This is a genomic window from Granulicella pectinivorans (genome assembly GCF_900114625.1).
GTDB lineage: Bacteria > Acidobacteriota > Terriglobia > Terriglobales > Acidobacteriaceae > Edaphobacter > Edaphobacter pectinivorans.
Genome location: NZ_FOZL01000001.1, coordinates 3,277,470 through 3,304,191, shown reverse-complemented (window position 1 = coordinate 3,304,191; position 26,722 = coordinate 3,277,470). Strand labels below are relative to the sequence as shown.

Below are 26,722 nucleotides of genomic sequence, written 5' to 3'. Positions count from 1 at the left end.
TTCACGGTCGAGCGTGCCGACGGCGGAGCTAGGGAGGAACTGACCCTGCAACGCACTCCATCGAAGTGAGCCGAAACAAGCGGGGTGTTGGTCAACTTTAAAATGTGTGCAATAGAAAGGCCTACTCATCCAACAAGAGAATGAGAAGATCCTTGATCAGCGAACGGATTTCGGAAACATCCTTCGCGATGATTTTGAAGCCACGAACAGCACCTGAAAGAACGTGCGCCGTCTTTTCAGCGGAGACTTTTGGTTTGGAGCTCTGGAATTTGGAGTGTGATTTGAGGACGGGGACGATAATCTTCTCAAACGATCGATAGCCCTGATCGACAGAATCTTGAGCGAATCCAAAGGTGCATTCCAGGAGTTCTGCCACTTCACTGGAGGTTCGCATCCGTTCAAATGGTAGAACCGTCCATAACTCAAAAGCGGCCCGAAGCTTTTCCTCGGGTGTCTTGAGTTGACCGATCCTAGCTTCAATCTCATTCAGGGTCCCCTTGACCCAATGCTCGTACACGCCCTTAAATATGTCTTCCTTACTCTCGAAGACCAGATAGAGCGCGGGCCTTGAGATACCGGCAGCTTCGGCGATGTCGTTCATCGTTACTCGCTTGTATCCGTAACGAACAAAAACATCGAGAGCGGCCGCGAGGATTTTGTCTCTCTTTGCAAGATCCATATCTTTACTATTGACAATATACGTCTCATTGTCAATAGTAGACACGTAGACTCTTTCCGTCAAGAGTCATCAGGAGGCAGGATTTGGCTAAAATCATTCTCATCACGGGCGCGTCATCGGGCATCGGCGAGGAAGCCGTCAAGCGCCTTATGACGGCGGGATACACGGTGTATGCGGGGGCGCGCCGACTTGACCGGATGAAATCCTTGGCCGATGCGGGTGCGCATGTATTGGCTTTGGATCTTACCGATGATGCCTCAATGGCCGCTGCTGTAGACACTGTCATGCAAGAAGCGGGATGCATTGATGTGTTGATTAACAACGCGGGCTACGGTTCCTATGGGGCGCTTGAAGATGTGCCGCTGGAGGAGGCCCGAAGGCAATTTGATGTCAATCTATTCGGCCTCGCCCGCCTCACCCAACTTGTACTGCCAGCGATGCGGGCGCAACGTTCCGGGCGGATCATCAATGTATCTTCCATCGGCGGGAAGTTCGGCGAACCCTTTGGCACCTGGTACCACGCTACCAAATTTGCGTTGGAAGGGCTGAGCGACTCTCTGCGGATGGAACTCTATCCGTTCGGTATCGATGTCGTCGTTATTCAGCCCGGAGCGACCCATAGCGAATGGTCCCAGATAGCACACGAGAGCCTCCTGAAGTATTCCAGTGACGGCCCCTATGCCAAGGGCGCCACCGCGCACGCGAACATGATGGAGGAAGGCCATAAAGGGTCAGTTCCTGCTCAGCCCAGTGTTGTCGCCAACACCATCGTTCAAGCGGTTCAGGCGAGCAAACCCAAGACCCGCTATGTGACCGGCGGGTTGGCACGGACAATGTTGTTCATGCGCCGCGTTCTTTCCGACCGCGGCTTCGACGCTTTGTTCCGGATGATTGGACGCCAAATGGCGAAATCCAAAGCGTAAATTTGCGATCCACACCATGAGGTGACACGGGTGCCCTTTTTCGGACAGCTCTGATGACCTTGTGGGTCAGCTCTATTTTGAAGAAAAGTCTGCGTAGCAGAGAGGATCGTCATGAAAAGATCGGTCGTTCTAAAGAGCGTGGCATTCGTAATCTCGGCCTTACTTGTGTTTCTGGTCGTTATTAAGTTCAAGTATGGAAGCGGGAAAAATTACCCAGATCTTGGAGCCAATCTACCAACAGAGTCGTTTGTCCTGGAAAAGCTGATTCAACTGGACTATCCGCCCGGAAACCTCGCCGTTGCGGCGAATGGCGATGTCTATTTCAACTACCATCCGAACGCAAAAGCAGATCGTTTTTCGCCGGCAACCGTCTTTAAGTGGTCCAACGGCAAAGCGGAGCCTTTCCCCTCGCTCGAGGCACAGAAGGACTTTCAAGGCACGTTTGGAATGACGATCGATAAGCAAAATCGAATCTGGTTTATCGAACCGGCGAGTCTTGACTTCAAACACACGCTCGTCTCGGCGTTCGCTTTGGACACCAAGAAGCGATTGGAGTTCTTTGAGTTTCCTGAAGGACAAGCGAAGTTTGCGGAAGACATCCGAGTCACGTCCGATGGCAAATACGTGGTTCTGCCCAATCCTGGGCTCTTCAGTTTCACCCCTTCAAGTCTCGTCGTCTACTCCGTCTTGAACCATACGTTTACTTCGATCCAATCGGATCATCCGTGCATGAGGCCCGAGGACTGGATCATTCAAACGCCCTATGGCCCCGACCGATTGCTTGGGGGACTTCTTAGCTTCGCCGTCGGGATCGACGGCATTGAGATCAGCGACGATCAGAAGTGGCTCTACATTGCTTCGATGACCAACTCCCGGCTTTGTCGCGTGCCGATGTCCGTCGTGTTGAACCCGGCAACGACAACCGCATCTTTCAATCAGAACATTGAAGATGTTGGGCAAAAGCCAATGAGTGATGGCATTACGATCGACCACGACGGGCGCGTCCTCATGACCGACGTGGAACACGGATCGATCATGGCGTTCAATCCGGCCACTCATGAGTTATCGAAGCTCGGAGGCTCAAAGGACATCGTTTGGCCAGACGGAATCGTCGTTGGTGCCAACGGGGATGTCTACTTCACCGATAGCTCAATCCCGTCTTACCTAGATGAGCTCGTAAGACCCCCGACTGAATCAAAGCTTGCTGAACACCGACCCTACTCTATCTATCGCTTGAAGAAGTCGGGAACTTGACCTACCCCCCGGAAATCTCTACCAATACGAAAACGCCGACTGAAGTAACCGTCAGCGGTGCTTGAGCTGCGCTTGGATTCCCGAACACCGTGTCATCAGATCGTCAAACGTCTCCGCATTGCCGGCCAATAGCCCGTCTTCGAGCATGTGCAGATAGTCCGTGCGAAGGGCATCGTATCCGCTTCCGCTGGGCACCAGTATCAGGCCTGCGTGGACGGCCTCCAGATAGTCGATCCGGTTCCCGTTGGCGTCCTTCTCAACGAAGAAAGCGTTTTTGTGAATGGCAACGGCTTCGGCGACATCTTGGGTCGCGAGAGCTTCGGCAAGATGTCCGGTCTCTTCGATACGAACCAGATCGTGGAAGTGCCGCGAAAACCGATTGCTAAGACCCTTTTCGCCCTGGACGCAATACACATGGGCGGCAGTCGCCTTCTCCCAGAAGATGCGGGTCAGATTCATGACGCGAGGGTCGGCGTTTGGAAACTCGACCCCGGATACCAGCCCCTCCATATCGCAGCGAACGGGAATGATCGTACTTGGCTCTCCGCTGCACCGCGCGCCAAACTCCAGTTTCACAGTCGGGAGTGCGTAGCCTGACGCCGGTGCCACCGGCTGGTAGTCGATGAAGATGCAATCCTCAGTGATGCGGCTGGATACATTCTCCAAACGTTCCAAGCCGGCCTGAATGATGGGGTGAGCCTGGTTCCGAATCCATGCGGGAAGGAGTTCGCGACGGATCTCGTCGGACCATTTCTTCTCCTGGCTGCGGCTCGGCGGAATCGCGTCGATGCCGCCCGCGGAACCGCGAACCAGCTCAGGGGCGAGAGCGCGGATGTCGTAGGTGAGGTCAACGTCTTCCGAAAAGCGGGTGATGACCTTGTGTGCCTTCGACAGAGCCGTGCCGCCTTTGAAGACGAGGTGCGCTCCCAAGTCGGATCGAAAGAGAGTCGCAAGCGCCCAGACGACCCAGATGTCCTTCTCCAACAAGTGAGGCGCACGACCGGAGAAATCCGAACCCGCAGCAAGGGCGCTGGCCTGGTTCTGCCTGCTCAGTTGGAAATAGCTATCAGGCATCGACGGCGCTCCGGCTGAGGGCGCTCGCCATCCAGCTCGGAAAACGGGAGACCTGCTGCGCGACCTTCCGAATCTCAGTCCGGGGAACCTTCCCCTCGATCTCCTTCAGAACCGCATGGACTCTCTCCGGGCCTGCCCACGCCAGCGCGCGGACGATCTCTCCGGCGCGTTCCTTGGCGAAGGCGAGTTGCCAGGACGGGACATGCACGAGTTCGATCGCCAGCTTTCCGAGATTCAGCTTGCGGCTCCGGCCCGATGTCCAATAGATCATCTGAGTGGGAACCTGGGTGGTGAGTCCAAGCGCGTTCGCGGACGCAGCGCCCGACGGCACAATGTCTTCGCCGCGTTGAGCGGACAGCTCCGCGATCAACCGATGGGCGGAAGGCGCATGAGTTCCGAACCGGCTCGTCACTGGAGAGATGTACATGCCCCGGCCGGCTCTCAGGAGCTTCCCGCGCCTCGCAAGGCGCGAGAGCGACTGGTCCACAGCGGGGCGTGTGCCGAGATGCAGCAGCATTTTGGCGCTCACCGGCGCTCCCTCGGGGAGTGCGCTTGTCCTCTCAAGAATGGCTTCTGTAAGGCGTTCCATAACGTCACCTTCTGTCAGGATCATACTCTAGTTTCTGACACTTTGCACAGTCGTTCGCCCGTCATGGTGCGGTGCTCCGGGGCGTCTTCACGACCTGTTGGCCCGGAACCCAAAGGTCGAAACGAACTCCCGACTGACTCCCAATAAGCTGTCCGATGCGTACTTTGCCGTACCTTTGAGTCGCCATTCGTACCGTAAAATCAACAACATACGTAAGTTAAGGGTCACTCATAACCCAAAGGTCGTAGGTTCAAATCCTACCCCCGCAACCAAACTAAAATCAGCGGTTTACGAGGAATCTTTCAAGTAGATTTATCCCGCTGCCTTTTGCCCTTCCAAGATAAAATTACTTATGAGTACTCTGAACGAAGCCGCAATTCGCGATGCGCTCCGCGACTGTTATGACCCTGAAGTTCCGTGCAACATTGTAGACCTTGGTTTGGTATACCAAGTGGCCGTTACGGACGATCCAAACGCACCTGGAGCCGGCATTCCGGGGGTTCCCCCGCGCCAGAGGGTCGATATTCAGCTCACCCTTACCTCAAAGGGCTGTCCCGCGCACACGCAGATCGTTGCCCAGATTGAGAATCGTTTGTTTGCTTTTCCTACGATTAGCAAGACGGAAGTGGAATTGGTCTGGCAACCGGCATGGACGCCCCAGCGGATCAGTCCGGAGGGCCGGACGCGGCTCGGGTTGGACTGACGTGGCGCGGAAGAGGTCGATTCCAGAGGCGGTCCATCCTTTCGACGAGGCGCATGGCGTTGAGACGAGTGGCCTCATCCCGGCGGAAAACCTGAAGACGGGGCATCCGCACGATGACGAGGTCACGGCCTACTACGGGGTTGCGCCTTCGATTCTGCGTTCGCTCATTGCGCGCTGGCTGGATTCGGGGCCGTCGCATTCAATTGAAAAGGTTACGTTTATCGACATCGGCGCAGGCAAGGGGCGAGGGCTCTTGATCGCGAGCGAATATCCTTTCAAAGAGGTGCTGGGGATTGAGCTGAATCCGGAGCTGGCGGCGCTGGCGCAGAAGAATATCTCGCATTGGGTGGCAACGCAGGAGTTTCTGGCTCCCATGACTCTGATCGAGCAGGACGCGACGGAGTTTTATTTTCCGGATGGCCCCTGTCTGCTGTTTCTCTTCCATCCCTTTGAATCGAAGGTACTTGCGAAGTTGATGCGGCGGATCGAGACGCAGTTCGCGCGGCGGCGCGGGACGGTGGATCTGTTGTATGTCAACTGCGAATGCAGGGCCCTGCTGGATGGGCATCCAGCGTTTGAACGGCTTTTTTTCGGGCCGGTCGCGATGACGCCGGAGGACCATGTTGCTGATTTGGCGGCGATTGCGCAGCAGGCGCAGTACGGATCGACGGGGGATGAAGAATGTGCCATCTACCGGTATGTGGGGCGGACCCAGGCGGCTTAGTGGTCAGACCTCCGGGTTTGAAAGTGGTATAAAGTACGCCAGTTTTGGTGCATTCTTTTGCTTGTCTGTATCGTGGCGTTCTCAAGGAGTTACGGCTCGACGATGCGAAAATCCCCATGTTTCACCAGAGGTTTTTTGGACGGTAAAACGTGGGCAAATGTATGGATTTTGTGGCCAAATGTGCGGAGAATTCGTTTTGAAGAAAGTGGTATGTCTTTGCTTCGATTACCGCACAGGCAGAGGCAACGACAAAATCAACGGCCCGGGGCGAAGCCCCTTCCTTGCCCCTGCCGTTGACGTGGGGCTGAAGCCCCACTCTCATCCCAACGGCAACAACAAAGCTACGGCGACGGCAACAGCCACGGCAAGGGGCTGTTGCGCCCTTTTTTTACTTGCCGCATATGCGCCAACCTCATCCCAACGGAAAAAGAAACAGGTTCAGGCGCGCCAGCGGATGTGGAGGAGGCGCTCGTTTTCGAGCTCTCCCTGGGTCAGGATGACCTCGGCGTCGGCGGCCTCCATCAGGCTGGGGAACTTTTCGCCCCACTCAACGATCACGAGTGCGTTGGGGTCTTCAACCATCTCCTCGATGCCGAGAGTGGCCAGTTCGCGCTCGGTTTCCAGTCGGTAGACGTCGAGGTGGTAGAGGGTAACCTTCCGGCCGGGAAAGGTATGGACGAGGGTGAAGGTCGGGCTGACGACGTCCTCCTCGGTCGCGGCTCCTAGAGCGGCGGCGATGCCTTTGACGAGGGTGGTCTTCCCTGCTCCGAGATCGCCGCGCAGGATGATGAGCTTGCCGGCACTGCGTAGAATCTCGGAGACCATTTCGCCGAGTCCGAGGGTGCCGTTGACGCTACGGGTTTTGAGGCGCTTTTCGCGCGTCCACTCTTTCATTTTTTATCTTTCCTGTTGAAGGCCTGCCAGCCAGGTGAAGGCTTGTTTGTCCTTCACGCGGTAGCGGAAGGCGGTGGTGAGGTGGGCGACGGTGTCGGTGGCCAGGACGGTGTGCTCGTCCATATCGCGGGCGGCGAAGTCTCCGGCGAGACCGTGGAGCAAGACGGCAGCCTCGACGGCTTCGGCGACATGGTTCGGGTACTGGGCGAGCATGGCGGCTACGATGCCGGTGAGGATGTCTCCGCTGCCGCCCTTGGCCATGGAGGGGTTTCCGGTGGTGTTGACGGCGATGCGCCCGTCGGGGTGAGCGATGAGGGTACGCCAGCCCTTGAGGACGAGGGTGATGTGGTGTTCGGTGGCGAAGCGGCGGGCAAGGCTGATGCGGTCGGCCTCGACCTGCTTGACGGTGAGGCCGGCCAAACGGGCCATCTCGCCGGGGTGCGGGGTGAGAACGAGGATGCGTTTGCCTCCGGCGGCGGCCTGCTTGATGAGGTCGGTCTTGCCGGCGAAGGCGTTAAGGGCGTCGGCGTCGATGACGGTGGGGACCGTGGTGCCGGCAATCAGGTCGCGGGCGAACTGGGAGGCTTCGCCCTGGGTGGAGAGGCCAGGGCCGATCGCAAGGACGGAGATCCCCTTCATGAGCGCTTCGAGGAGCTTGGGTTCGAGGTTTCCGAGGGAGGCTGCGCCGGATTCTTCCTCGAGGGCACGGACCATCAGCTCCGGCGTAATGAGGCCTACCTGATTCATGATGGTCTTGGGGACGGCGGCGGTGACGAGTCCGGCCCCGGTGCGGAGGGCGGCGAGGGAGCTCATGGACGGGGCACCGAAGGTGCCGTAGCTGCCCCCCACGAGGAGGATGTGGCCGTACTTGCCTTTGTTGGCGTTCACGTCGCGGGGGGCTTCTGCGATGGATTTCGCGGCTCCGGCCCAGGTGAGGTTGGCGGCGGACTGGACGGCTTCTTCGGGGGAGCCGATTTCGGTTACGACGACAGGGCCGAAGGAGGAGGTTTGCGTGGAGGCCAGGTGGCCGAAGACGTGAGCCAACTTGGGTGCGGTGAAGGTGACGACGGCGTCGGCGCGGAAGGCACCCTCGAAGGTCTGTTCGGTGGAATCGGCGTCCCAGCCAGAGGGCAGATCGACGGCTACGATGGGGGTTGTCATGTCCTGGAGGCGGTCGCGCAGGATGGTGGCGATACCGCGGAGGGGGGCTTTGAAGCCGGTGCCGACGATGGCGTCGAGGATGAGATCGGCACCTTCGAGCGCGGGTGCCTCTTCGAGAAGAGACTCTTCTTCCGGGGTGAAGGCAATGCGGACCGCGTGGGAGGAGTTACACTCGCGGAGCTGCCTGAGAACCTCAGTCGCTGGGCCGTTGAGGCTCTCTTCCGCTGCGAGGAGAAGGACGGAGACTATGCGGCCGGCTAGCGCCAGGTGCCGGGCTGCGACGAGGCCATCCCCGCCGTTGTTGCCCTTCCCGCACAGCACGGTGACGTGTGTGGCAGCGGGATAGTGGAGGAGGCAGAAGCGCGCTACAGCGGCTCCGGCGTTCTCCATGAGGGACGGCAACGGTATGCCATAGTCGGACTCGGTTCGTTTGTCGGTCGCGGCCATCTCGGCGGCGGTGAGCACCAGGTTCATGGGGGAAGGATACCTCTCACCCCTATGATGATCGAAGGATGGGACGGGGATGAGGAAAACGGGATGAAGGCTATTTTGATGTTTGGGATTTTGTTTGTGGTGGTGGCGGTGGCGGCGAGGAATTTTCGGCGGGGTGGGTAGCCGGGGCGGCACGTTCAAAACAAAGGTTATAGGGACCAAAGGGCTCAAAGACGGATCATTCCAGGCAACGGGAACGGATTCGCGTGCATGACGCATTCCGTTTGAATTCCTCGTCGATGAAGGAGGGTATACCCCAAGGGCTGATGCCCGATTTACTCGCGTCTTGTGAGGCCCGAGGTTAAAGCCCTGGGGTACCTCGATGTCGAGGCGAAACAAACTCTATCACTGGACGCCTGAGACTTGAGAGACTGCCGCGGGAGCAGGTTCGGCGGCTGGGGCGGCTGGCGAAGGATTGGTGAGCGGGTTGACGGTTCCGGGGGTGCGAGGGGTGAAGTACTCGCGCTCCGACAAGGCGCGGTAGAACTGTCCGGTGAGCTCGGCGGCCTTGGGGCCGAAGGTGGGGCGTCCGCCTTCGAGGAAGATGACGGTGACAATGCGGCCGGTAGGGGTGTCGGCGTAGGAGCCGAACCAGCCGTAGCGAGTACCGTTGTTGGAGCAGGTGCCGGTTTTGCCCATGACCGGGAAGGCACGGAAGTTGGCGCGGAGCGAGCGGGCGGTGCCGTACTGGACGACGGCCTGCATGCCTGGCTGCATCTCGGGGAGGATGGGCGCGATGTCGAGGATGCGCTTGACCTTGGGCTCGAACTTTACGACTTCGTCCCTGGAGGTGGGGTGCTGGAGGTAGTAAAGGGTGCCTCCGTTGGCGATGGCCGAGACGAGGGCTCCGAGCTGGAGGGGCGTCATGGAGACGCTTTCGCCGAAGGAACACATGCGGCCTACGCCGCCCATCTCCTTGGGGAGTTCGGTATCGGGGTAGCGGCCGAGTTGTTCGCCTTCGATCTTGTAACCGGCGAGTTCGCCGAGGCCGAACTGGTTGGCGTAGTGCTTGACGCGCTCGAAGCCGAGGGAACGGCCGAGGGTTTCGAAGTAGAGGTTGTTGGAGTGGGCGAGGGCCTCGGTGAGGTTGAGGTGGTAGCCACCGCCAAGGGAGACGGGGGTGTCGCGACGGACGATCCCCTCGGAGAGGGCGGCGAGGGCCACGGAGAGCTTGATGGTGGAGCAGGGCTCGGCGCCGGGGGAGAGAGCGAGCTTCTGGTTGACCATGGCAAGGATGCGGCCGCTGGAGGGATCGATGGCCACGGCGGTGCCGTTCATGTTGCCGAGCGCTTCGATGGCGGCCGCGCGGACGGTGGGGTCTTCGCCTTCGGTGATATCGCCCTGGGTGAGGCCTTCGGCGAAGGAGCTGGCGGTGAAGCGCTCACCGTAGTAACGGACGCGGCGCGCACGGACGGGAGCGGCGGCGCGGGCGCGGGTGGTGATGGTGACGCGACGGGAGCGGGTGGAGGTTCGGGCCACGGTGGTTCGGGTGGCGGATTTGGCGACGGGGTGGGCCTTGACGGCGCGGTGACGAGCTGCCTGAGCCGGCTGCGATACTGCGAGCAAAAGACCCAGGACCAAACCCAACGACCACTTCATGAGACGCACCATCAAAAAAACCTCCGCCAAACCGACCTGTACTGCAGATTAGAAGACAATTCCGGTGCCAAAGTTTCGTTCGTTTGTCCTAGAGCGATCTAAGAATTGCGATTGGCTTTAGAAGACAAGAACAACGGCAAAGCAGAACCGAGGGCGGTTTAGTTGCCGCGACGGAGGAAAGCGGGGATGTCCAGCTCGTCCGGCTCGGGTTGGGTGGTGACCGGTGGCTGAGCGCCGGCGAAGGACGGGACGCGCACGGTGGGTTCGGGAACGACGGCTCCGGGTGCGGACTCGCGGGCCTCTGCATATTGGATGCGCAGGGGCTTGGGGATGTCGTAGTCCTCGGGCGAACGAGGGGCCTGGTCGCGGTGGGTCTCGGGCCGGAAGCTCTCGACGGGACGGCCAAAGGTGGAGGAGCGGAAGAAGTCGTCGTCGAAGACGGAGGCTGGAACCGGCTTGAGCTCGGGCTCGCGCATCACGACGACCGGCTGCGTCGGGAAGGCGTCAACAAAAGGGGGCGCCACCTCGTCGTCATCGTCGGGCGCGTATTGGTGCTCGTCATCCCAATGAGCGGCCTGCTGTTCCAACTGCTCGACGGGGGCGACCTCGTAACGGTCCTGCCGGGAGTCGGGCTCCTGGCGCGGATGGAGCGGACGGGCCTCGATGACCGGCGTGGTGATGACCTCGGCCTCGCGGGGGGTCTGGCTGGCGAACGGCGGAGGCACGGGGCGGGAGGGCGGCGTGCGTGGGAGGATCGGGACGTGCGTGGGGAGGGTGGCCTCGGCGAGCATGCGCTCGCGGCGCTGCGGCTGCTGGTCCTGCTTGAAGCCGGTGGCGATGACGGTGATCTTGACCTCGTCGCCCATGCTTTCGTCGAGCACGGCACCGAAGATGATGTTGGCGTCTTCGTGGGCAGCGTTCTGGATCATGGAGGAGGCGGCGTTGACCTCGGAGAGCTTGAGGTTCGAGGAGCCGGTGATGTTGATGAGGATGCCCTTGGCCCCGTCGATGGCACCGGCTTCGAGGAGGGGTGAGGCCATGGCGGCGATGGCGGCGTCGACGGCGCGGTTTTCACCGTTGCGCTGGGCGGTGCCCATGACGGCGTACCCCATGCCGGCGATGGTGGTCTTGACGTCGGCGAAGTCGCGGTTGATGACGCCTGGGATGGTGATGATATCGGAGATGCCCTGGACGCCCTGACGGAGGACGTCGTCGGCGATGCGGAAGGACTCGAAAAAGCCTGCGTCCTTCGCGACGGCGAGGAGCTTTTCGTTGGGAATGACGATGAGGGTGTCTACGGACTCGAGGAGCTCCTTGAGGCCGCGCTCGGCCTGGAGCATGCGGCGCTTGCCTTCGAAGGCGAAGGGCTGGGTGACGACGGCTACGGTGAGGGCTCCCATTTCCGAGGCGAGGGAGGCGATGACGGGGGCGGCTCCGGTGCCGGTTCCGCCGCCGAGGCCGGTGGTGACGAAGACCATGTCGGCGCCTTCGAGGGCTTCGATGATCTTGTCGGAGTCTTCGAGGGCGGCACGGCGACCGATGTCGGGGTTGGAGCCGGCGCCGAGGCCGTTGGTGAGCTTGACACCGAGTTGGAGCTTGACGGGGGCGTTCGAGGTCTGCAGGGCCTGGACATCCGTGTTGGCGACGATGAACTCGACGCCTTCGACCTTGGCCGCGATCATGCGGTTTACGGCGTTGTTTCCACCGCCGCCGACGCCGATGACCTTGATTCGCGCGCCTTGCGAGATCTCGTCGTGGTAGTGGATACGGAGGTCATCCGGTGCATTCGACATATAAAAAGAGCCCCTCAATACAAGACTGTTGCGTGTTCTTGTATTGATTTTGTCATCTTCCGCGCGGAAACCAAACCCCGGAGCGCAAATGGGAATTGGCAATCTGGATTCCCGATGGGGATTTCGGAGGAAAACCGGACCGGAGAGGCTACGCGTTGCCGGCGAAGATGCCGCGGAGCTTCGCGCGGAGGCCCTGGGTCTCGTTGGCGCGGCGCATCTGGGTGCGGTGGGTGTAGAGGAGCATGCCGACGGCTACGGCGAACTCGGGGCCGTTGAGCTCCTCGGGCATGCGGGACATGTGGACGGGTGAGCCAATGCGGACGGGGACGCGGAGGAGGGATTCGGCGTTGTCCTGGAGGCCTACGAGGCGGGCCCCGCCGCCGGTCATGACGCATCCGGCACCGAGGGCCTCGAGGACGCCGCCCTGGCGGAGGTTGTCGCGGAGCATGGTGAAGAGCTCGCGGGCGCGGGGCTCGAGGATTTCGGCGAGGAAGCGCTGGCGGACCATGCGGGGCTGGGCACGGCCGATCTCAATCTCGTTGAGCTGGGGGACGGAGGTGACGACGCAGTTGCCGTAGACGCGTTTCAATTCCTCGGCCTCTTCGACGGTTACATGAAGACCTACCGCCAAGTCGTTGGTGAAGTGGTCTCCGCCGATGGGGAGGACGGCGGTGTGGGCGATGGAGCCCTCGAAGAAGACGGCGAGTTCGGTGGTGCTGGCGCCGATGTCGGCCACGCAGACACCCAGTTCGCGCTCGTCGGCCGAGAGGATGGACTCGGCGGCGGCGATGCCCTCGTAGATGGTGTCGGTTACCTCGAGGCCGGCGCGGTTGGCGCAGGTGATGACGGACTGGGCGACGCCGCCGGAGCAGGTGGAGAGGTGCAGGTTGACCTCAAGCTTGTTGCCGACCATGCCGACGGGATCGTGGATGCCGGCCTGGTCGTCGAGGATGAACTCCTGCGGGAGCAGATGGAGGACTTCGCGGTCGGGCGGGAGGGCGATGGAGCGGGCGCGATCGACGGCGGCGCGGACCTCTTCGCGGGTGATCTCGCGCATACGGCTGCCCATGCTGATGCCGCCACGGGAGTTGATGCCGCGGACGTGCACGCCACCGATGCCGACGACACAGGATTCAATACCAGCCTTGGCGACGCGCTCGGCGGTGAGGGCGGCGCGGTTGATGGCCTCGGCGGCAGGGCCGAGTTCCGCGATGAGGCCTTTGCGCATGCCTTTGGAGAGCTCGATGCCGTGTCCGCGATAGCGGAGGACGCCGTCGGTGACCTCCGCGACGAGTACGCACGTCTTGGCGCTCCCCGCGTCGAGCACCGTGATGAGGCTTTCAGGCTTTGGATTCATGGAGTCCCGGGGAGACAAATCGTTACCTTCGTTACCTTACTGCCTTGCTGGCTTTGAGGATATAACGTGTTTGCCAGTGGGTGCGGATTCATCCGGGAAGTGCGGCTGTCCCATTGCGGCCAGTTTTGTGTGCGGCCTTCCCCTTTCGGGGGCGGCTGTCTTCTTCGCGGCGGGCCTGGGAGCCGCGTGCTTGATGGGCGCAGGCGTGGGATCGGAGGCTTCGGCCGTCTGGGTGTTGTTGGTGGGGACGGAGGCTCCAGCCTGCATCTCGAGGACAACTTGGCGGTCGTAGCGCATGTCCGCTGAGGCGAGTTTCGGGTACTGCGTGTGCCACTGCGGAAGCTGGGCTTCGAACTTGCGGTAACGGTCCAGGTAGTCGGAGTCGCCGAAGTGGACGAGGATCTCCGTGCCATGGTCGGGGATGAGGGCTTTGACGTCCTCGGGGTTCGAGAGGTCGACCTCGGAGAGCTTCGAGGAGATGTTCTCCTTTGAGCTGTCGAGGTCGCTGGCGAATTTGAGGTAGATTTTCATCCGCGCGGAGCGAACGGAGGCGGGATCGTCCTCGGAGACGCCCGTGACGACGGGGAACGAGTATTGGACCGGCGCTCCCTTGCTGGCGGTCTCGGAGTCATCGTCCATATCGAGCAGGACGCCGGTGCGGTCGACGAGACCAATCTTGCTTCCCTGCCGGACGAAGGCTACGGGAGTGCGCTCGACGATGGAGACGCGCAGACGATCGGGCAGAAGGCGCATAACGGTGGCGTGCTCGACCCATGGGAGGCGCTCGAGTTCGGTGCGACGCTGGGCCAGCGAGACGGTGAAGATGTTGCGGTCGACATCTTCTCCGAAGACCGATAGAAGCTGGGCGCGGGTGAGGTGGCTGTTGCCCTCAATCTGAATGGCGGAGGAACCGGGGACGACGAAGCGCTCATCGTGCAGGAGGAAGTGCTGGCCTTCGTATCCGGCACCGGCGAGGAGGCCGAGGGAAGCGAAGAGAGCTACGGCTCCGGCGATGCGTCCCTTTTGGGTGCGTGGCATGACGGAGCGGCTGAAGCGCAGGCGAAACTGGGCGCCAAAGCCGGCACGACCGGTCTGGCGGTCGACGCGGCGGCTCGACGATACACCGCTGACGCGGCGTGCGCCCGAGGGCGTATCCGAGCCAAAGCCCTGCTCATCCATCTCCTGCATTGCCATTTCCGTATACCCGTACCCCACTATAGCGTTTGGAATGTAGGATTCGGACCGCTCGGCGCAGGGGGTATCCATACAGGAACCTGCGAGACAGAACCGGGTCGCATGGGCGACACTGAATGCCGAAGGAGTTTGCCCCCTATGTCTATCAGCGCCGTCCGTGAGTCTCAACTTCTCCAAGCCGTGAATCTACTGCTGGATGCACGCCGCACCTCGACCCCTATCGCCGACCTGCCGGTGGAGATTCGTCCGACGACGATCGAAGAGTCGTATTGGGTTCAGGACGCGATGGCCCAGGCTTTTGGTCCGGTGGGCGGGTACAAGATTGGCGCTCCCAACGCGGAGGCGACGCCGATGTTTGCGCCGATGCCGCTGGGCTGGATTGCGCCGGGGGGATCGCTGCTTTCGGGGGCGCAGTGGCGCTATCGCGGGCTTGAGGCCGAGATTGCGTTCCAGCTTGCGCACGACCTGCCAGCACGCGCCACGCCGTACAGCCGCGAAGAGGCTCTGGCCGCAGTTGGCAGTTGCCACCCGGTGATCGAGGTGCTGGAGGCGGGTTTGATCGATCCTACGGCGGCGGACAAGTTCTCGGGATGGGCGGACCTGCAGATGCACGGCGGCCTGATTTATGGGCCGGCCATCGAAGGATGGCAGACGATCGACTGGAATGCCGAGAAGGTCGCGCTGGCGGTCGACGGCACAATTCGGGTGGAGCGCACGGGATCGAATACTTCGGGCGATCTGCTGAAGCTGATTCCCTGGCTGGCAAATCACGGTACGGCCCGCACCGGTGGACTGAAGGCAGGACAGTGGATCACGACCGGATCGTGGACGGGGAATACGCAGGCCGAGGCTGGTTCGACGGTGGATGTCAGCTTCCAGAACGCGGGGCGGGTTACGCTGCGGTTTGCTCCGAGTGAGTTTTAGTGGGGTGGGTCAGAATGGTTCGAGCGTTGAGCCGGTGTCCTTGATCCTGGGGTTCCAAGCGTTGTTTGGCGCAAGATGGGAGCCAAACAACGTTTAGAATCACGGCTCGTCGCAGGTAACGAAGTTTAGATTTCAGGGCTCTCGCCCGCAATGCAAAAGAGGATGAATTCCATGACTGCACTTCCTGAAGGCGTGACCTTTACCGCCGCGATCACACACCCCGCTGTCCTTACGACTGACGCGATTGCGTTCCTGGCCAAGCTGCACCGCGCATTCAATGCCCGGCGGCTGGATCTGTTGAACGCACGGACGATGCGGCAGGCCCGGCTGGATGCGGGCGAAAGGCCGGACTTTCTGCCTGAGACGGCTGCGATTCGTGCTGGGGACTGGACGATCGCTTCCCTGCCCGCGGACCTGCAAGACCGGCGCGTGGAGATCACAGGGCCGGTGGATCGCAAGATGATCATCAACGCGCTGAACTCCGGCGCGAAGGTGTTCATGGCGGACTTCGAGGACTCCACCACGCCAACCTGGGCGAATGTTCTGGAGGGGCAGGCGAACCTTTACGACGCAGTGCGGCGGACGATCACGTTCGACGATCCGAAGACGGGTAAGGCCTACAAGCTAATCGAAAAGCCCGCGGTGTTGTTTGTGCGGGCGCGTGGCTGGCACCTGGAAGAGAGGCACATGCTGGTCGATGGGCAGCCGATGTCGGGCGGACTATTCGACTTTGGGCTGTATGTCTTCCACAACGCGAAGGAGCTGCTGAGCCGAGGTTCGGGGCCCTACTTCTATCTGCCGAAGATGGAGTCGCACCTTGAGGCGCGGCTGTGGAACGAGGCGTTCACACTGGCGGAGGAGACGCTGGGGATTCCGCATGGGACGATCAAGGGGACCGTGCTGATCGAGACGATTCTGGCGACGTTCGAGATGGACGAGATTCTGTATGAGCTGCGGGACCATTCAGCGGGGCTGAACTGCGGACGCTGGGACTATATTTTCTCGTTCATCAAGAAGTTTGCGGGCGACCAGACGATGCTGCTGCCGGATCGCGGACAGGTGACGATGACGACGCACTTCATGCGGAGCTACTCGAAGCTGGCGATCAAGACGTGTCATCGCAGAAACGCTCCGGCGATGGGCGGGATGAGTGCGTTTATCCCGATCAAGAGCGATCCGGTGGCGAACGAGAAGGCTCTCACCCAGGTGCGCGCCGACAAGGAGCGCGAGGCTACCGACGGGCACGACGGGACATGGGTGGCGCACCCGGGGCTGGTGCCGATTGCGCTCGAGGTCTTCGACCGCGTGATGCCGCAGCCGAACCAGATCGACAAGCAGCTTCCGGACTATCACTGCACCGCGGACGACCTGCTTCGGGTTCCCGAAGGGACGATCTCCGAGGCGGGCGTGCGGCAGAACGTGGCTGTCGGGCTGGGGTATGTGGAGGCCTGGCTGCGTGGGATCGGGTGCGTGCCGCTGTTCAACCTGATGGAGGATGCCGCCACCGCCGAGATCAGCCGGGCGCAGCTCTGGCAGTGGGTGCATCATCATGCGGTGATGGATGATGGGCTTCCAGTGACAGAGGGGCTGATCGAGCAGGTGATCCAGGATGAGCTTGCGATGACACGGCCCAAGGTGGACGACGATCGGTTCCAGGCGTATCTGCAGGCGGCGGATCTGATGCGGGACCTGGTGGCGAGCAAGAAGTTCACGACGTTCCTGACGTTGCCCGCGTATGAGCAGGTGTTTGCGGAAGGACTGTGACGACGGCCGGGGCTGCATCCGCTTGCAGCCCCGGATGATCTAATGAAAGAGCATGGTTACGACGGAACTCACTGCCGAGCAGTTTCAGCGCATCACGCGGGCTCTCTCCGACCCGACGCGCTATGAGATGCTGCGGCGGATTTACGCCTCGGAAGAGGTGATGAACTGCGGAGGATCGTGTGCCGGGCTGCCGATCTCGGCGGCGACGGCCTCGCACCACCTGCGGGAGTTGGAGATCGCGGACCTGATCCAGGTATCGAAGGATGGGCGGTTCAAGAATCTTGAGCCCCGGCGCGATGTTTGGCAGGCGTATCTGGCACAGTTGAATCAAATCTAAGATTCTGCGCGGGTGGCGGGTATCCACACGCCTCTTTCTAGCGTTTGTTGAATCCTTCTTATTTTTCGCCTCATCTATTCGATAGTTGTCGAAGTATAGAAATAAGGAGTAACACCATGAGCACTCTCGCAGACAAGATCGCACTCGTTACCGGCGCCTCGAAGGGCATCGGCGCTTCCATTGCACGCAAGCTCGCGGCGGCGGGAGCCACCGTGGTGGTGAACTACGCAAGCAGCAAGGCGGGCGCGGATAAGACGGTCGCCGACATTACGCACGCGGGTGGCAAGGCCATCGCGGTGCAGGGCGACTTCTCGAAGCCCGCAGAGATTGAGGCTACGTTTGCTGCGATCAAGAAGCAGTACGGCAGGCTGGATATCCTGGTCAACAACGCAGGCGTCTATGCCTTTGGGGCCATCGAAGCGGTTGAGCCCGAGGAGTTTCACCGGCAGTTCAACCTGAACGTGCTTGGGCTGCTGCTCTCGACGAAGGAGTTCGTGAAGCTGGCTGGGCCGGAGGGCGGATCGGTGATCAACATCGGATCGCTTGTGGCTACATCGGCGCCGGCTTACGGCTCGGTGTATTCGGCGACGAAGGGCGCGGTCGATTCGATCACCACCTCGTTGTCGAAGGAGCTTGGACCGCGCAAGATCCGCGTGAACAGCCTGAACCCGGGGCTGGTGGAGACGGAGGGCACGGCCAGCATGGGCGTTCTTGAAGGTGAGCTGAGCGAGGCCGCGAAGAAGGGTCCGCTGGGCCGCATCGGGCAGCCGGACGACATCGGCAAGGTTGCCGTCTTCCTGGCGTCCGACGATGCCGGCTGGGTGACGGGTCAGCACCTGATCGCGGCCGGCGGATTTACGATGTAAGGCACTCTCGTGCCGGACGGGTAGCCTGCGCGGGCCGTTGGCCGGCAAGGAACGATGCCCCGATCTTCGCGGAGACTTCGCGACGATTGGGGCATCTTGCTTTGGGCCCGGGGAATCACACTTGCAGCAACTTCGCGAGGGTATTGCCATGGCTTTGCGTCCTTACTGGACAGGTCAGATTCAGATTTCGCTGGTGCAGTTTGGCGTGAAGCTGTACGTCGCGACCGAGGCCAAGAGCGAGATTCACTTTCACCAGATCTCACGGGCGACCGGCGAGCGCGTTCGTCACCAGAAGGTGCTGGCTTCGGCTGCGGATACGCATGATGACCATGCGGGGCCGGATGCGGTGGTCGAGAAGGACGAGATCGTCAAGGGTTATGAGTACTCGAAGGGCGAGTATGTGACGATCGAGCCGAAGGAGCTGGAGCAGTTGCGCGTGCCTTCGAAACATACGATGGAGATCTCGCAGTTTGTGGATGCGAGCGAGATTGACCCGGAGTTTTATGAGAAGCCGTACTTCGTCGTGCCGGAGAACGATGCGCAGGCACAGGCGTTCGCCGTGGTGCGGCAGGCGCTGAAGGAGACGAAGAAGGTCGCGCTGACGAAGATTGCGTTCGCGGGTCGCGAGCATATCGTCGCGCTGACGCCGACGCAGGACGACACGCTCGGCGGCATGATGGCGTACACGATGCGGTATGCGCAGGAGCTACGGGATCCGAAGGAGTACTTTGCGGATGTGAAGAAGGCCTCGGTGGATGCGGATTCTCTGTCGCTGGCGAAGGAGCTGATCAAGCGCAAGGCGGGCCGGTTCGATCCGGAGAAGTTCGTCGATGGCTACGAGGTCGCGCTGAAGGAGCTGGTGGACGCGAAGGTGGCGCATGCACCAGTTCCCAAGGACGAGGCTCCGGCACCGGCGCGCGGCAAGGTGATCAACCTGATGGATGCACTGCGCAAGTCGGTCGCAGGGGATGAGAAGGCCACGCCGAAGAAGACTGCGACGAAGACCGCGGCCAAGGGGATTGCTTTGGTTAAGGCTTCGAAGCCTGCGGCGAAGACGGCGAAGCGTAAATCGGCATAGGGGGCTACGGCATGGCAACGAAAAAGGCTGCAAACTCCTCCGATGCTGTCGACGCGCAACTTGCGCGGTACCGCTCCATGCGCGACTTCGGCGTTACTGCCGAGCCTGCGGGCACGACGAAGGTGGGTACGAAGGCTTCTCTTCCCTTCTGCATCCAGAAGCACGCGGCGTCGCACCTGCACTATGACTTCCGGCTTGGGTGGAACGGGGTGCTGAAGTCATGGGCCTGCGCGAAGGGGCCAAGCTACCACGTCGGGGATAAGCGGCTGGCGGTGCAGGTAGAGGACCATCCGATTGAGTATGGGGGCTTTGAAGGGATCATCCCTGCAGGGCAGTACGGCGGCGGAACCGTGATGTTGTGGGACCAAGGGACGTGGGAGCCGCAGGAGGGACACACGGATGTCGACGCGGGGCTGCGGGACGGCAACCTGAAGTTTGTCATGCACGGCACCAAGATGAAGGGGAAGTGGGCGTTGATCCGGATGGGCGGAAAGGCTGCGCACGAGAAGAAGCCGAACTGGCTGCTTCTCAAGGAGCATGACGAGTTCGAGCAGCCAGCGGATGCTCCGGCGGTGACCGATGAGAAGAATCTTTCGGTGGTGACGGGACGGACGATGGAGCAGATCGCTAACTTGGAAGACCATGTGTGGAACTCAAAGGACACGCAGAAGGAGGGGCAGGCGTGGTATCGGCGGGATGCCTCAACGGGTACGCCGAAGGCGCTGGTGGAGGACGCAAAGCCGAGGGCGAAGAAGGCCGCAAAGGCTGCTGCGCCGAAGCTCGATCTGAAGGGCTTGCCGAAGGAGAAGCAGCCGGGGTTCATCCAGCCGCAGTTGGCCCAGCAGGCCGACACGGCTCCCGATGGAGAAGGCTGGCTGCATGAGTTGAAGCTCGATGGGTACAGGATGCAGGCGCGGAAGGCGGGCGGGAAGGTGCAGATGTTGACTCGCTCCGGGCTGGACTGGACGGCGCGTCTTCCATCGGTCGCCGCAGCGGTCGCCGCGTTGCCGACGGAGACCGTGACGCTCGATGGCGAGGTGGTCGTCCTTGCGGACGACGGGACGACGAACTTCGCGGATTTGCAGGCCTCGTTTCAGGATGGTGCGAAGCATCCACTGACGTATTTCGTCTTCGACCTGCTGCACCTCGATGGGCATAACCCGCGCGGGCTTGCGTTGCGCGATCGGAAGGCGATGCTGGCCGAAGTGTTGGCGACAGCCGATCCGGTGCATCTGCGTTTTTCCGAGCACCTGGAATCCGGGGGGCAGGCGATGTTTCATAAGGCCTGCGAGCTGCGGGCCGAGGGCATCCTCTCGAAGAAGGCTTCGGGCAAGTACATGGAAGGGCGCTCGGCTGACTGGCTGAAGATGAAGTGCCTGCATGAGCAGGAGTTCGTGGTGGGCGGATATACGTTGCCGTCGAATGGCTCGGCTGGGATTGGTGCCCTGCTGCTGGGCTATTACGCAGGCAAGAAGCTCATCTATGCGGGAAGAAGCGGCACGGGGTTCACGCAGAAGTCGAGCAAGACAATCCGTGTACAACTGGATGGGCTTGCGACGAAGGAGACGTCTTTCGAGAAGCCGCCGGTCGAGGCGCGGCGGGGAGCGATCTGGGTGAGGCCGGAGCTTGTGGCGCAGATTCGGTTTGCGACCTGGACGGCGGACAATCAGCTTCGTCAGGCAGCTTTTCTTGGGCTGCGCGAGGACAAGGCGGCGAGCGAGGTTGTTCGAGAGACCTCCGGGCCGAAGCCGAAACGGGCCAAGGGTTCTGCGTTGCCGAAGGCTTCGGCTTCGCATAAGGCTCCTGTCGCGAAGGCGGCGCTGGTGCTTGAAAAGGCGACCGTGCGGCTTACGCATCCGGAGAAGGTGCTCGATGCCTCGTCCGGCGTGACGAAACAGATGCTCGCGGATTATTTCTGGACGGCGGCTCCGCGGATTCTGCCGCATATCGCCAATCGGCCTCTTTCGCTGGTGCGGCTGCCGGATGGCGTGGGCGGGGAGCAGTTCTTCCAGAAGCATGTGACGAAGATGCTGCCTCAGGGCATTGGGTGCGTGGATGTGCCGAACAAGAAGACCGGAGTGATGGAACCGTACATCACAGTCGACAACCGCGAGGCGCTTGCTTCGCTGGCGCAGATGTCGACGCTAGAGATTCATCCGTGGGGGTCGAAGAACGACGACTTGGAGAGACCAGACCGATTCGTCATCGATCTCGACCCGGATGAATCGCTGGCTTGGACGACGGTTTGTGAGGCAGCCATCGAAGTGCGCGATTTCCTGTCCGGTCTTGGGCTCGCATCGTTCGTGAAGACGACTGGCGGGAAAGGATTGCATGTCGTCTTCGGAGTTGTGCCGGAGCTCGAGTGGCCCCAGGCCAAGGAGTTCGCGCATGCCCTGGTGAATAAGATCGAAGGCCAGAATCCGAAGCTCTATCTCACCAGGATGACCAAGTCGGCACGCGTGGGCAAGATCTACCTGGATTACCTGCGGAATGAGCGCGGCGCCACGGCGGTGGCACCATACAGCACGCGGGCCAGAGCGGGCGTTGGCGTGGCCGTGCCGCTCGACTGGTCCGAGCTTGCGGGTGGGGAGAGACCGGTATTCCAGCTTGCGCAGTTCGCTACGTGGAGCGTGCGTCTGGAGAGCGATCCGTGGGCTGAGCTTGGGAAGAAGAGACAGAGGATCACGGCCAAGGCTCTGGCTGCCGTGGGAGTCAGCAGGTAGAGAAGTAATCGGCCAGTGCCTGGGCGAGACTCGCGGTGGTCGCCGTTGCGGCCTCGATGGAAGGCGGTAGACCGAGGACGCGCAGGGTCTGGCTTGTGATCGGCCCGATCGAGGCTCGAACGATGGTGGGTGGGAGCGTCATTCCACCGGCTTCAAGAAGAGCCACGAGGTTCGTGGCGGTCGATGAACTGGTGAAGGTGACGGCATCGGGTGGATGCGTTGCAAACAGATGTCGCAGCGCCTCGACGGAGCCTGAGGGGATCACGGTCCGGTAGGCCTCGGCGATGGTTACCTCGGCACCCGCATGGGTGAGGGCGTTTGGCAGTTCATTGCGCGCGACCTCGGCTCGTACGAGAAGGACGCGGGTGCCAGTCTGAATGTGCGGCAACAGGGACTCCAGGAGGGACTCGGCTACCGCCTGCTTCGGAATGAGGTCCACGGGCAGTCCTGCGGCTTGGGCTACGCGAGCGGTGGACGGTCCGATGACGGCGATCCTGGGGGTGTCGCGGATGGTGGTTCGTTCACAGAAGACGTTGACCGCATTGGCGCTGGTGAAGATGAGCCAGTCGTAAAGGGAGAGTTGCAGGCTGGCTTCGTCCAAGGCGTCGTAGGAGGCGGGCGCCGCGATCTCGATGGTGGGAATGACAGAGGTGGTCGCTCCCAGAGCTTCGAGCTGAGCGGCGAGTTCGGAGGCCTGCTGACGGCTGCGGGTGACGAGGATGCGGCGTCCGGCGAGAGGGAGCATGCTTCGTTAGTTTAGTCTGATTGCCTTGGCTCTTCGGGGATTGCATCTCACGAAAGCGGGAGGTTTAGCAATGAAGCGAATCGCAATGATTGGAGTGCTGTTTGCGGGCGGTGTAGCGTGCTCCGCGCAGACGGGCGTGATGGGCAACTGGGCTACGCCGGATGGCTCGGTGGTGAAGGTCGCGTCGTGTGGGCCAGACGTTTGCCTTACGGTGGTGAAGGTGCGAGCGTCCGCCCCGGCGACGACCGACGTGCAGAATCCGGATACTGCTTTGCGTGCAAGGCCCCTTTGCGGGTTGCGGATCGGCTCCGGCTTCAAGCAGGAGGGGGCTGAGGCGGCTTCGGGCGGTAGGCTCTACGACCCGAAGAGCGGAAAGACGTACAGCGGGAAGTTCGAGGTGAAGGGGAACACGCTGCATCTGCGGGGTTATATCGGGGTGAGCCTGTTTGGCCGGTCGGAGACGTGGACACGGGCGGGTGAGGTGGAGGCTTGCCGGTAGAGGCATGTGGCGGGGTCAGGCCAGCGTGGGACCGCCCGCGCGTTTCTTCGTGCGTTTTGCCTCGTACATGACGGCGTCGGCGCGCTCGATCAGGCTGTCGAGGGTCTCGGTCGATGCAGGCGGAGAGACGACCAATCCGAGCGAGAAGCTGATGGGATAACGCTGGCCGGGGTCCGCGCGATTCAGAGCGGCGACTGTGTCCTCAAGGCGCGCCATAGCCACGTGGAGATCGAGCGCATCCGCACGGCCGGCTGCGATGAACTCATCGCCTCCGAGGCGGCCGACCACATCGGTCTCACGGAAGGTCTTCCCCAGGATCTGCGCGATCTGCTTCAGTCGCTCGGAGCCGACCTCATGGCCGAGGGCGTCGTTGATGAGCTTCAGATAGTCGAGGTCGACGAACAGGACGAAGAAGGGTGCGCCTGCCCGCTGGGCCAGGAGGTAGGCCTGTTCGGCGAGGAGATAGAAGCCGCGGCGGTTGTAGATGCCTGTGAGTTCATCGCGCAGGGAGAGCTCGCGGATGGCGTGTTCGAGGCGGTTGACCCTGCGAGACAGTACAAGGATGAGGCAGAGGCCGAAGATGGCCATGATGCTGGCCGTCAAAGCGAGGCTGTACTCCTCCGGCAGAGGCGTGTACGTCTGCAGAAGGCCACGGGCGCCGGAGAGCGTGAATGGGAGAACAAGTGCCCATGGAGCCGCGAGCCGGGCCGTTCTGCCGCCGATGCCACCGCCGACGAGGATGGAGAACACACCGTATTCCGCGCGGCGGTTGAAGATGGTGACGGCCAGCAGGAACATGCACAGGAGCGTGGGCGGGGCGACCCGGGTCTGCAGCGAGAGGCCATAGAGGCGGAGCGCTCCAAACATGAATCCGGAGAAGAAGGTGAGGACCAACAGGGACAGCAAAAGGGTGAGGCTGTCGATAAGGAGACTGAGGAGGCCTTTGCGCGCGCGGATGTTGGTCAGCACGATGCCCGCGACGACGAAGGTGATCGCGGTTTGCAGGGACGGGCGTCCGGGGATGGGGGAGAGCGCATCGGCGGCGAAGAGCGTGTCGATGTGCAGGTTGATGTGGAAGGCGAACTCCGCAAGCGTGGCAGCGGCGAGACAGACCACGACGATCGCAATGACCCGGGCGATGTGGAGCGACAGCGCCGAGCGGCGCGGCTGTGTGAGGAAGATGGCGATTGCGCTGCCCAGCACCATGAGGGTCGTATTGACCTTCATCAGGTTCCAGAAGTTGGGCATGAGGGGGGCGAACGGAGGAACGAGCCACGCGATCAGAACGAGTCCCGCGACGCCACCAGCGACCGCGAGAAAGATAGCCTGAACGACCCCTAAAAGAGACAGCACCCTCGGATCCGGTTGCTCGGACGAGAGAGGCTGTGCGGGTTGGCGCATACGATCGTTGCCTCGATTCGTTCTTAGACCACTCCAAGCGCCGGGGAGAGGTCATGGGACGTGATGTGGAGACTCCGTGGTCAGTGTACGTTGCGATCAGTCGGCTGGCAGACAGAATCGCAGAACTTTATCCGATCGTAGAAAATGTAATGCCCTGCGAACTTTCCGCCTTTTTCCCCCGAAAAGACTCGGTCCTAACGCTGTCTGCGCGGAGGAGCGAGCCCTCCGCGCACTTGCACGGCACCGATGAGGTTACGGGGTCAGTCAATGCCCAGCTTCTTCCACATCAAGTCGACGCGGGTTTTTACGTCTTCCGGCATGGTTAACATCGGTGGCCAGACTCGGTCGAAGCCTTCGGCGGCCCACTTGCGTGTGGCGTCGATGCCCATCTTGGAGCCGTAGTTGGGAAGACGCGAGGCGTGATCGAGCGAGTCGACGGGCCCCATGGTGAACTGGATATCGCGCTCCGGATCGATGTTATTCGCGGTGCGCAGCGTGACCTCGGCGACATCCTGCACGTCGCAGTCTTCGTCGACGACGATGATGCACTTGGTGAACATCGCCTGGCCCATGGCCCAGATGCCGCTCATGACCTTGCGTGCGTGTCCCGCGTACGACTTGCGGATGGCCACGATCATCAGGTTATGGAAGACACCCTCGGCGGGAAGATTGACATCGACGATCTCGGGCATGGTCAACTGCATGAGAGGCAGGAAGATGCGTTCGACCGCCTTGCCCATCCAGGCATCTTCCATGGGCGGCTTGCCCACCACTGTCGCCGCCCAGACTGGGTTTTTGCGATGGGTGATGCAGGTGACGTGGAAGACCGGGTAGTCGTCCTGCATGGTGTAGAAGCCGGTGTGATCGCCGAAGGGGCCCTCGGTGCGCAGTTCGCCGAGGTTCACGTAGCCTTCGAGGATAATCTCGGCGTGCGCGGGGACTTCGAGATCGACGGTTTCGGCCTTGACGAGTTCGACGGGCTTCTGCCGCAGGAACCCCGCGATGAGATACTCCTCGACCTCAGGGGGCGCGGGGACGATTGCGGAGAAGGTAATGGCGGGATCGGTCCCGATCGCCACGGCGACCTCCATGCGATCGCCTACGATCTTCGTGATGGTCTTGGTCGCGACGGTTCCCTGATGAGGTGCGGCGGCGGTGCCACCGGCGGTAAGCGCCATGAGATCGACGGCGGCGGCCTTATCGGTGGTCGAGGCACGGAGACGGTCACGCATATGCTCCGCGGCTACCTTCTGGCGCTGCCAGTGCATGCCTGTCGTCTGGCCATCGTAGACCTGCATGCGGTACATGCCGACGTTGCGCTTGCCGGACTTCGGATCGCGGGTGATGACGCATGGAAGGGTGATGAAGCGGCCTCCATCGTGGGGCCAGGTCTGGAGGATTGGAAACTGATTAAGGTCGACGTCCGCTCCCTTGTGAATGACCTGCTTGCAGGCGGCCTGACGCGCAGGAATCACCTTCGGGAAGAAGCTGCCGACCTCAGCGAGCTTGGGCAGCAGCTTGAGCTTGTCGATCATTGTCACGGGCGTTACGGGATGAAGGAGGACGCGAATGCGTTCGGCGATGGCATCCAGCGAATCGACGTTCAGGGCCAGCTTCATGCGGTCCAGCGAGCCGAACTGGTTCATCAGGACGGTGGCTCCGGGATATCCTACGACGTTCTCGAAAAGAAGCGCGGGACCGCCGGCTTTCGGCGTTCCCTTCCCCAGCTTGGCGGCCCGGTCGGCGATCTCGGCCATCTCCAGATGCGGCGAGACGGGTGCGGTGATGCGCTTGAGTTCGCCTGCTCGTTCGAGGGCCTGGATCCATTCGCGTAAGTCGGTGTAAGGCACGTTCGCTCCTTGATGCTGTGTAGCGTCTCTTCCAGTTTAGCGGTTTGCGCGGCAAGCAGCAGACGACGCACCCGCACCGTGAAGTGCGAGCAAAAGCCG

23 protein-coding genes are annotated in these 26,722 nt (G+C 61.4%); 11 read left to right on the top strand and 12 right to left on the bottom strand.

What is annotated here, in order from left to right:
• Positions 1-121: 121 nt before the first annotated feature.
• Entirely contained in the window at positions 122-679 is a 558-nt protein-coding gene (locus BM400_RS13110; RefSeq protein ID WP_141223917.1) for a TetR/AcrR family transcriptional regulator, read from the bottom strand.
• A gap of 83 nt (positions 680-762) precedes the next feature.
• On the opposite strand from BM400_RS13110, the gene BM400_RS13105 reads away from it, so the two are divergent.
• Both BM400_RS13105 and BM400_RS13100 read left to right on the top strand, forming a co-directional pair.
• Positions 763-1,602, top strand: a complete 840-nt coding sequence (locus tag BM400_RS13105) for an oxidoreductase (RefSeq protein ID WP_089839572.1) — start codon at positions 763-765, stop codon at positions 1,600-1,602.
• 111 nt (positions 1,603-1,713) lie between these two features.
• Positions 1,714-2,856: an L-dopachrome tautomerase-related protein gene (locus tag BM400_RS13100; RefSeq protein ID WP_089839571.1), complete on the top strand. Its 1,143-nt coding sequence runs from the start codon at positions 1,714-1,716 to the stop codon at positions 2,854-2,856.
• Positions 2,857-2,907: 51 nt separating this feature from the next.
• Here the strand turns inward: BM400_RS13100 and BM400_RS13095 are convergent, their stop codons facing one another.
• Both BM400_RS13095 and BM400_RS13090 read right to left on the bottom strand, forming a co-directional pair.
• Positions 2,908-3,930, bottom strand: coding sequence for a nucleotidyl transferase AbiEii/AbiGii toxin family protein (locus tag BM400_RS13095; protein ID WP_089839570.1), 1,023 nt, complete (start codon positions 3,928-3,930; stop codon positions 2,908-2,910).
• A complete protein-coding gene (locus BM400_RS13090; protein WP_089841906.1) occupies positions 3,923-4,519 on the bottom strand; it encodes a DUF6088 family protein in 597 nt (198 codons plus the stop codon). The genes BM400_RS13095 and BM400_RS13090 overlap by 8 nt, the downstream gene beginning before the upstream one ends.
• Before the next feature lie 352 nt (positions 4,520-4,871).
• On the opposite strand from BM400_RS13090, the gene BM400_RS13085 reads away from it, so the two are divergent.
• Positions 4,872-5,222 (top strand): metal-sulfur cluster assembly factor, encoded by a 351-nt coding sequence (locus tag BM400_RS13085; RefSeq protein ID WP_089839569.1) that lies wholly within the window; start codon positions 4,872-4,874, stop codon positions 5,220-5,222.
• Between the two features lies 1 nt (position 5,223).
• Positions 5,224-5,946, top strand: a complete 723-nt coding sequence (locus tag BM400_RS13080; RefSeq protein WP_089839568.1) for a class I SAM-dependent methyltransferase — start codon at positions 5,224-5,226, stop codon at positions 5,944-5,946.
• Positions 5,947-6,384: 438 nt separating this feature from the next.
• On the opposite strand, the gene tsaE is transcribed toward BM400_RS13080, so the two are convergent.
• From tsaE to BM400_RS13050, 6 genes are all read right to left on the bottom strand, one after another.
• Complete coding sequence (gene tsaE, locus BM400_RS13075; RefSeq protein WP_089839567.1) at positions 6,385-6,840, bottom strand: tRNA (adenosine(37)-N6)-threonylcarbamoyltransferase complex ATPase subunit type 1 TsaE; 456 nt, start codon at positions 6,838-6,840, stop codon at positions 6,385-6,387.
• Positions 6,841-6,843: 3 nt separating this feature from the next.
• On the bottom strand, positions 6,844-8,475 hold the full coding sequence (locus BM400_RS13070; RefSeq protein ID WP_089839566.1) for an NAD(P)H-hydrate dehydratase: 1,632 nt from the start codon (positions 8,473-8,475) through the stop codon (positions 6,844-6,846).
• A 363-nt stretch (positions 8,476-8,838) separates the two neighbouring features.
• Positions 8,839-10,104 (bottom strand): penicillin-binding transpeptidase domain-containing protein, encoded by a 1,266-nt coding sequence (locus tag BM400_RS13065; protein ID WP_089839565.1) that lies wholly within the window; start codon positions 10,102-10,104, stop codon positions 8,839-8,841.
• A gap of 146 nt (positions 10,105-10,250) precedes the next feature.
• Positions 10,251-11,885: a cell division protein FtsZ gene (ftsZ, locus tag BM400_RS13060; protein ID WP_089839564.1), complete on the bottom strand. Its 1,635-nt coding sequence runs from the start codon at positions 11,883-11,885 to the stop codon at positions 10,251-10,253.
• Between the two features lie 148 nt (positions 11,886-12,033).
• The gene (gene ftsA, locus BM400_RS13055; RefSeq protein ID WP_089839563.1) at positions 12,034-13,242 is read right to left on the bottom strand and encodes a cell division protein FtsA; all 1,209 of its coding nucleotides are present in this window, start codon (positions 13,240-13,242) and stop codon (positions 12,034-12,036) included.
• A gap of 36 nt (positions 13,243-13,278) precedes the next feature.
• A complete protein-coding gene (locus tag BM400_RS13050; protein ID WP_089839562.1) occupies positions 13,279-14,436 on the bottom strand; it encodes a cell division protein FtsQ/DivIB in 1,158 nt (385 codons plus the stop codon).
• A gap of 138 nt (positions 14,437-14,574) precedes the next feature.
• Here BM400_RS13050 and BM400_RS13045 point away from each other — a divergent pair, with 138 nt between their 5' ends.
• From BM400_RS13045 to ligD, 6 genes are all read left to right on the top strand, one after another.
• Positions 14,575-15,360 (top strand): 2-keto-4-pentenoate hydratase, encoded by a 786-nt coding sequence (locus BM400_RS13045; protein ID WP_175529019.1) that lies wholly within the window; start codon positions 14,575-14,577, stop codon positions 15,358-15,360.
• Positions 15,361-15,531: 171 nt separating this feature from the next.
• Positions 15,532-17,124: a malate synthase A gene (aceB, locus tag BM400_RS13040; protein ID WP_089841900.1), complete on the top strand. Its 1,593-nt coding sequence runs from the start codon at positions 15,532-15,534 to the stop codon at positions 17,122-17,124.
• Between the two features lie 52 nt (positions 17,125-17,176).
• The gene (locus BM400_RS13035) at positions 17,177-17,461 is read left to right on the top strand and encodes an ArsR/SmtB family transcription factor (protein WP_089839561.1); all 285 of its coding nucleotides are present in this window, start codon (positions 17,177-17,179) and stop codon (positions 17,459-17,461) included.
• Positions 17,462-17,577: 116 nt separating this feature from the next.
• A complete protein-coding gene (locus BM400_RS13030; RefSeq protein ID WP_089839560.1) occupies positions 17,578-18,327 on the top strand; it encodes an SDR family NAD(P)-dependent oxidoreductase in 750 nt (249 codons plus the stop codon).
• 148 nt (positions 18,328-18,475) lie between these two features.
• Complete coding sequence (gene ku / locus BM400_RS13025) at positions 18,476-19,405, top strand: non-homologous end joining protein Ku (protein WP_089839559.1); 930 nt, start codon at positions 18,476-18,478, stop codon at positions 19,403-19,405.
• Positions 19,406-19,416: 11 nt separating this feature from the next.
• Positions 19,417-22,128 carry a DNA ligase D gene (ligD, locus tag BM400_RS13020; protein ID WP_089839558.1) on the top strand — a complete coding sequence of 904 codons (2,712 nt, stop codon included), beginning with the start codon at positions 19,417-19,419 and terminating at the stop codon, positions 22,126-22,128.
• On the opposite strand, the gene BM400_RS13015 is transcribed toward ligD, so the two are convergent.
• The gene (locus BM400_RS13015) at positions 22,118-22,873 is read right to left on the bottom strand and encodes a uroporphyrinogen-III synthase (RefSeq protein WP_089839557.1); all 756 of its coding nucleotides are present in this window, start codon (positions 22,871-22,873) and stop codon (positions 22,118-22,120) included. The genes ligD and BM400_RS13015 overlap by 11 nt on opposite strands.
• A gap of 70 nt (positions 22,874-22,943) precedes the next feature.
• Between BM400_RS13015 and BM400_RS13010 the strand changes: the two genes are divergently transcribed.
• Positions 22,944-23,372, top strand: coding sequence for a DUF2147 domain-containing protein (locus BM400_RS13010; RefSeq protein ID WP_089839556.1), 429 nt, complete (start codon positions 22,944-22,946; stop codon positions 23,370-23,372).
• Between the two features lie 15 nt (positions 23,373-23,387).
• Here BM400_RS13010 and BM400_RS13005 read toward each other — a convergent pair whose 3' ends face one another.
• Together BM400_RS13005 and BM400_RS13000 are read right to left on the bottom strand one after the other, a co-directional pair.
• Positions 23,388-24,773, bottom strand: coding sequence for a GGDEF domain-containing protein (locus tag BM400_RS13005; RefSeq protein WP_089839555.1), 1,386 nt, complete (start codon positions 24,771-24,773; stop codon positions 23,388-23,390).
• Between the two features lie 260 nt (positions 24,774-25,033).
• Positions 25,034-26,623, bottom strand: a complete 1,590-nt coding sequence (locus BM400_RS13000; RefSeq protein WP_089839554.1) for a UbiD family decarboxylase — start codon at positions 26,621-26,623, stop codon at positions 25,034-25,036.
• Positions 26,624-26,722 lie beyond the last annotated feature (99 nt).

What these genes read in the sequence shown, in the direction of transcription:
- BM400_RS13110 (WP_141223917.1), bottom strand. Translation starts at nt 679, where the DNA reads ATGGATCTTGCAAAGAGAGACAAAATCCTCGCGGCCGCTCTCGATGTT.
- BM400_RS13100 (WP_089839571.1), top strand. Translation starts at nt 1,714, where the DNA reads ATGAAAAGATCGGTCGTTCTAAAGAGCGTGGCATTCGTAATCTCGGCC.
- BM400_RS13095 (WP_089839570.1), bottom strand. Translation starts at nt 3,930, where the DNA reads ATGCCTGATAGCTATTTCCAACTGAGCAGGCAGAACCAGGCCAGCGCC.
- BM400_RS13090 (WP_089841906.1), bottom strand. Translation starts at nt 4,519, where the DNA reads ATGGAACGCCTTACAGAAGCCATTCTTGAGAGGACAAGCGCACTCCCC.
- BM400_RS13085 (WP_089839569.1), top strand. Translation starts at nt 4,872, where the DNA reads ATGAGTACTCTGAACGAAGCCGCAATTCGCGATGCGCTCCGCGACTGT.
- tsaE (WP_089839567.1), bottom strand. Translation starts at nt 6,840, where the DNA reads ATGAAAGAGTGGACGCGCGAAAAGCGCCTCAAAACCCGTAGCGTCAAC.
- BM400_RS13070 (WP_089839566.1), bottom strand. Translation starts at nt 8,475, where the DNA reads ATGAACCTGGTGCTCACCGCCGCCGAGATGGCCGCGACCGACAAACGA.
- BM400_RS13065 (WP_089839565.1), bottom strand. Translation starts at nt 10,104, where the DNA reads ATGGTGCGTCTCATGAAGTGGTCGTTGGGTTTGGTCCTGGGTCTTTTG.
- ftsZ (WP_089839564.1), bottom strand. Translation starts at nt 11,885, where the DNA reads ATGTCGAATGCACCGGATGACCTCCGTATCCACTACCACGACGAGATC.
- ftsA (WP_089839563.1), bottom strand. Translation starts at nt 13,242, where the DNA reads ATGAATCCAAAGCCTGAAAGCCTCATCACGGTGCTCGACGCGGGGAGC.
- BM400_RS13050 (WP_089839562.1), bottom strand. Translation starts at nt 14,436, where the DNA reads ATGGCAATGCAGGAGATGGATGAGCAGGGCTTTGGCTCGGATACGCCC.
- BM400_RS13045 (WP_175529019.1), top strand. Translation starts at nt 14,575, where the DNA reads ATGTCTATCAGCGCCGTCCGTGAGTCTCAACTTCTCCAAGCCGTGAAT.
- aceB (WP_089841900.1), top strand. Translation starts at nt 15,532, where the DNA reads ATGACTGCACTTCCTGAAGGCGTGACCTTTACCGCCGCGATCACACAC.
- BM400_RS13035 (WP_089839561.1), top strand. Translation starts at nt 17,177, where the DNA reads ATGGTTACGACGGAACTCACTGCCGAGCAGTTTCAGCGCATCACGCGG.
- BM400_RS13030 (WP_089839560.1), top strand. Translation starts at nt 17,578, where the DNA reads ATGAGCACTCTCGCAGACAAGATCGCACTCGTTACCGGCGCCTCGAAG.
- ku (WP_089839559.1), top strand. Translation starts at nt 18,476, where the DNA reads ATGGCTTTGCGTCCTTACTGGACAGGTCAGATTCAGATTTCGCTGGTG.
- ligD (WP_089839558.1), top strand. Translation starts at nt 19,417, where the DNA reads ATGGCAACGAAAAAGGCTGCAAACTCCTCCGATGCTGTCGACGCGCAA.
- BM400_RS13015 (WP_089839557.1), bottom strand. Translation starts at nt 22,873, where the DNA reads ATGCTCCCTCTCGCCGGACGCCGCATCCTCGTCACCCGCAGCCGTCAG.
- BM400_RS13010 (WP_089839556.1), top strand. Translation starts at nt 22,944, where the DNA reads ATGAAGCGAATCGCAATGATTGGAGTGCTGTTTGCGGGCGGTGTAGCG.
- BM400_RS13005 (WP_089839555.1), bottom strand. Translation starts at nt 24,773, where the DNA reads ATGCGCCAACCCGCACAGCCTCTCTCGTCCGAGCAACCGGATCCGAGG.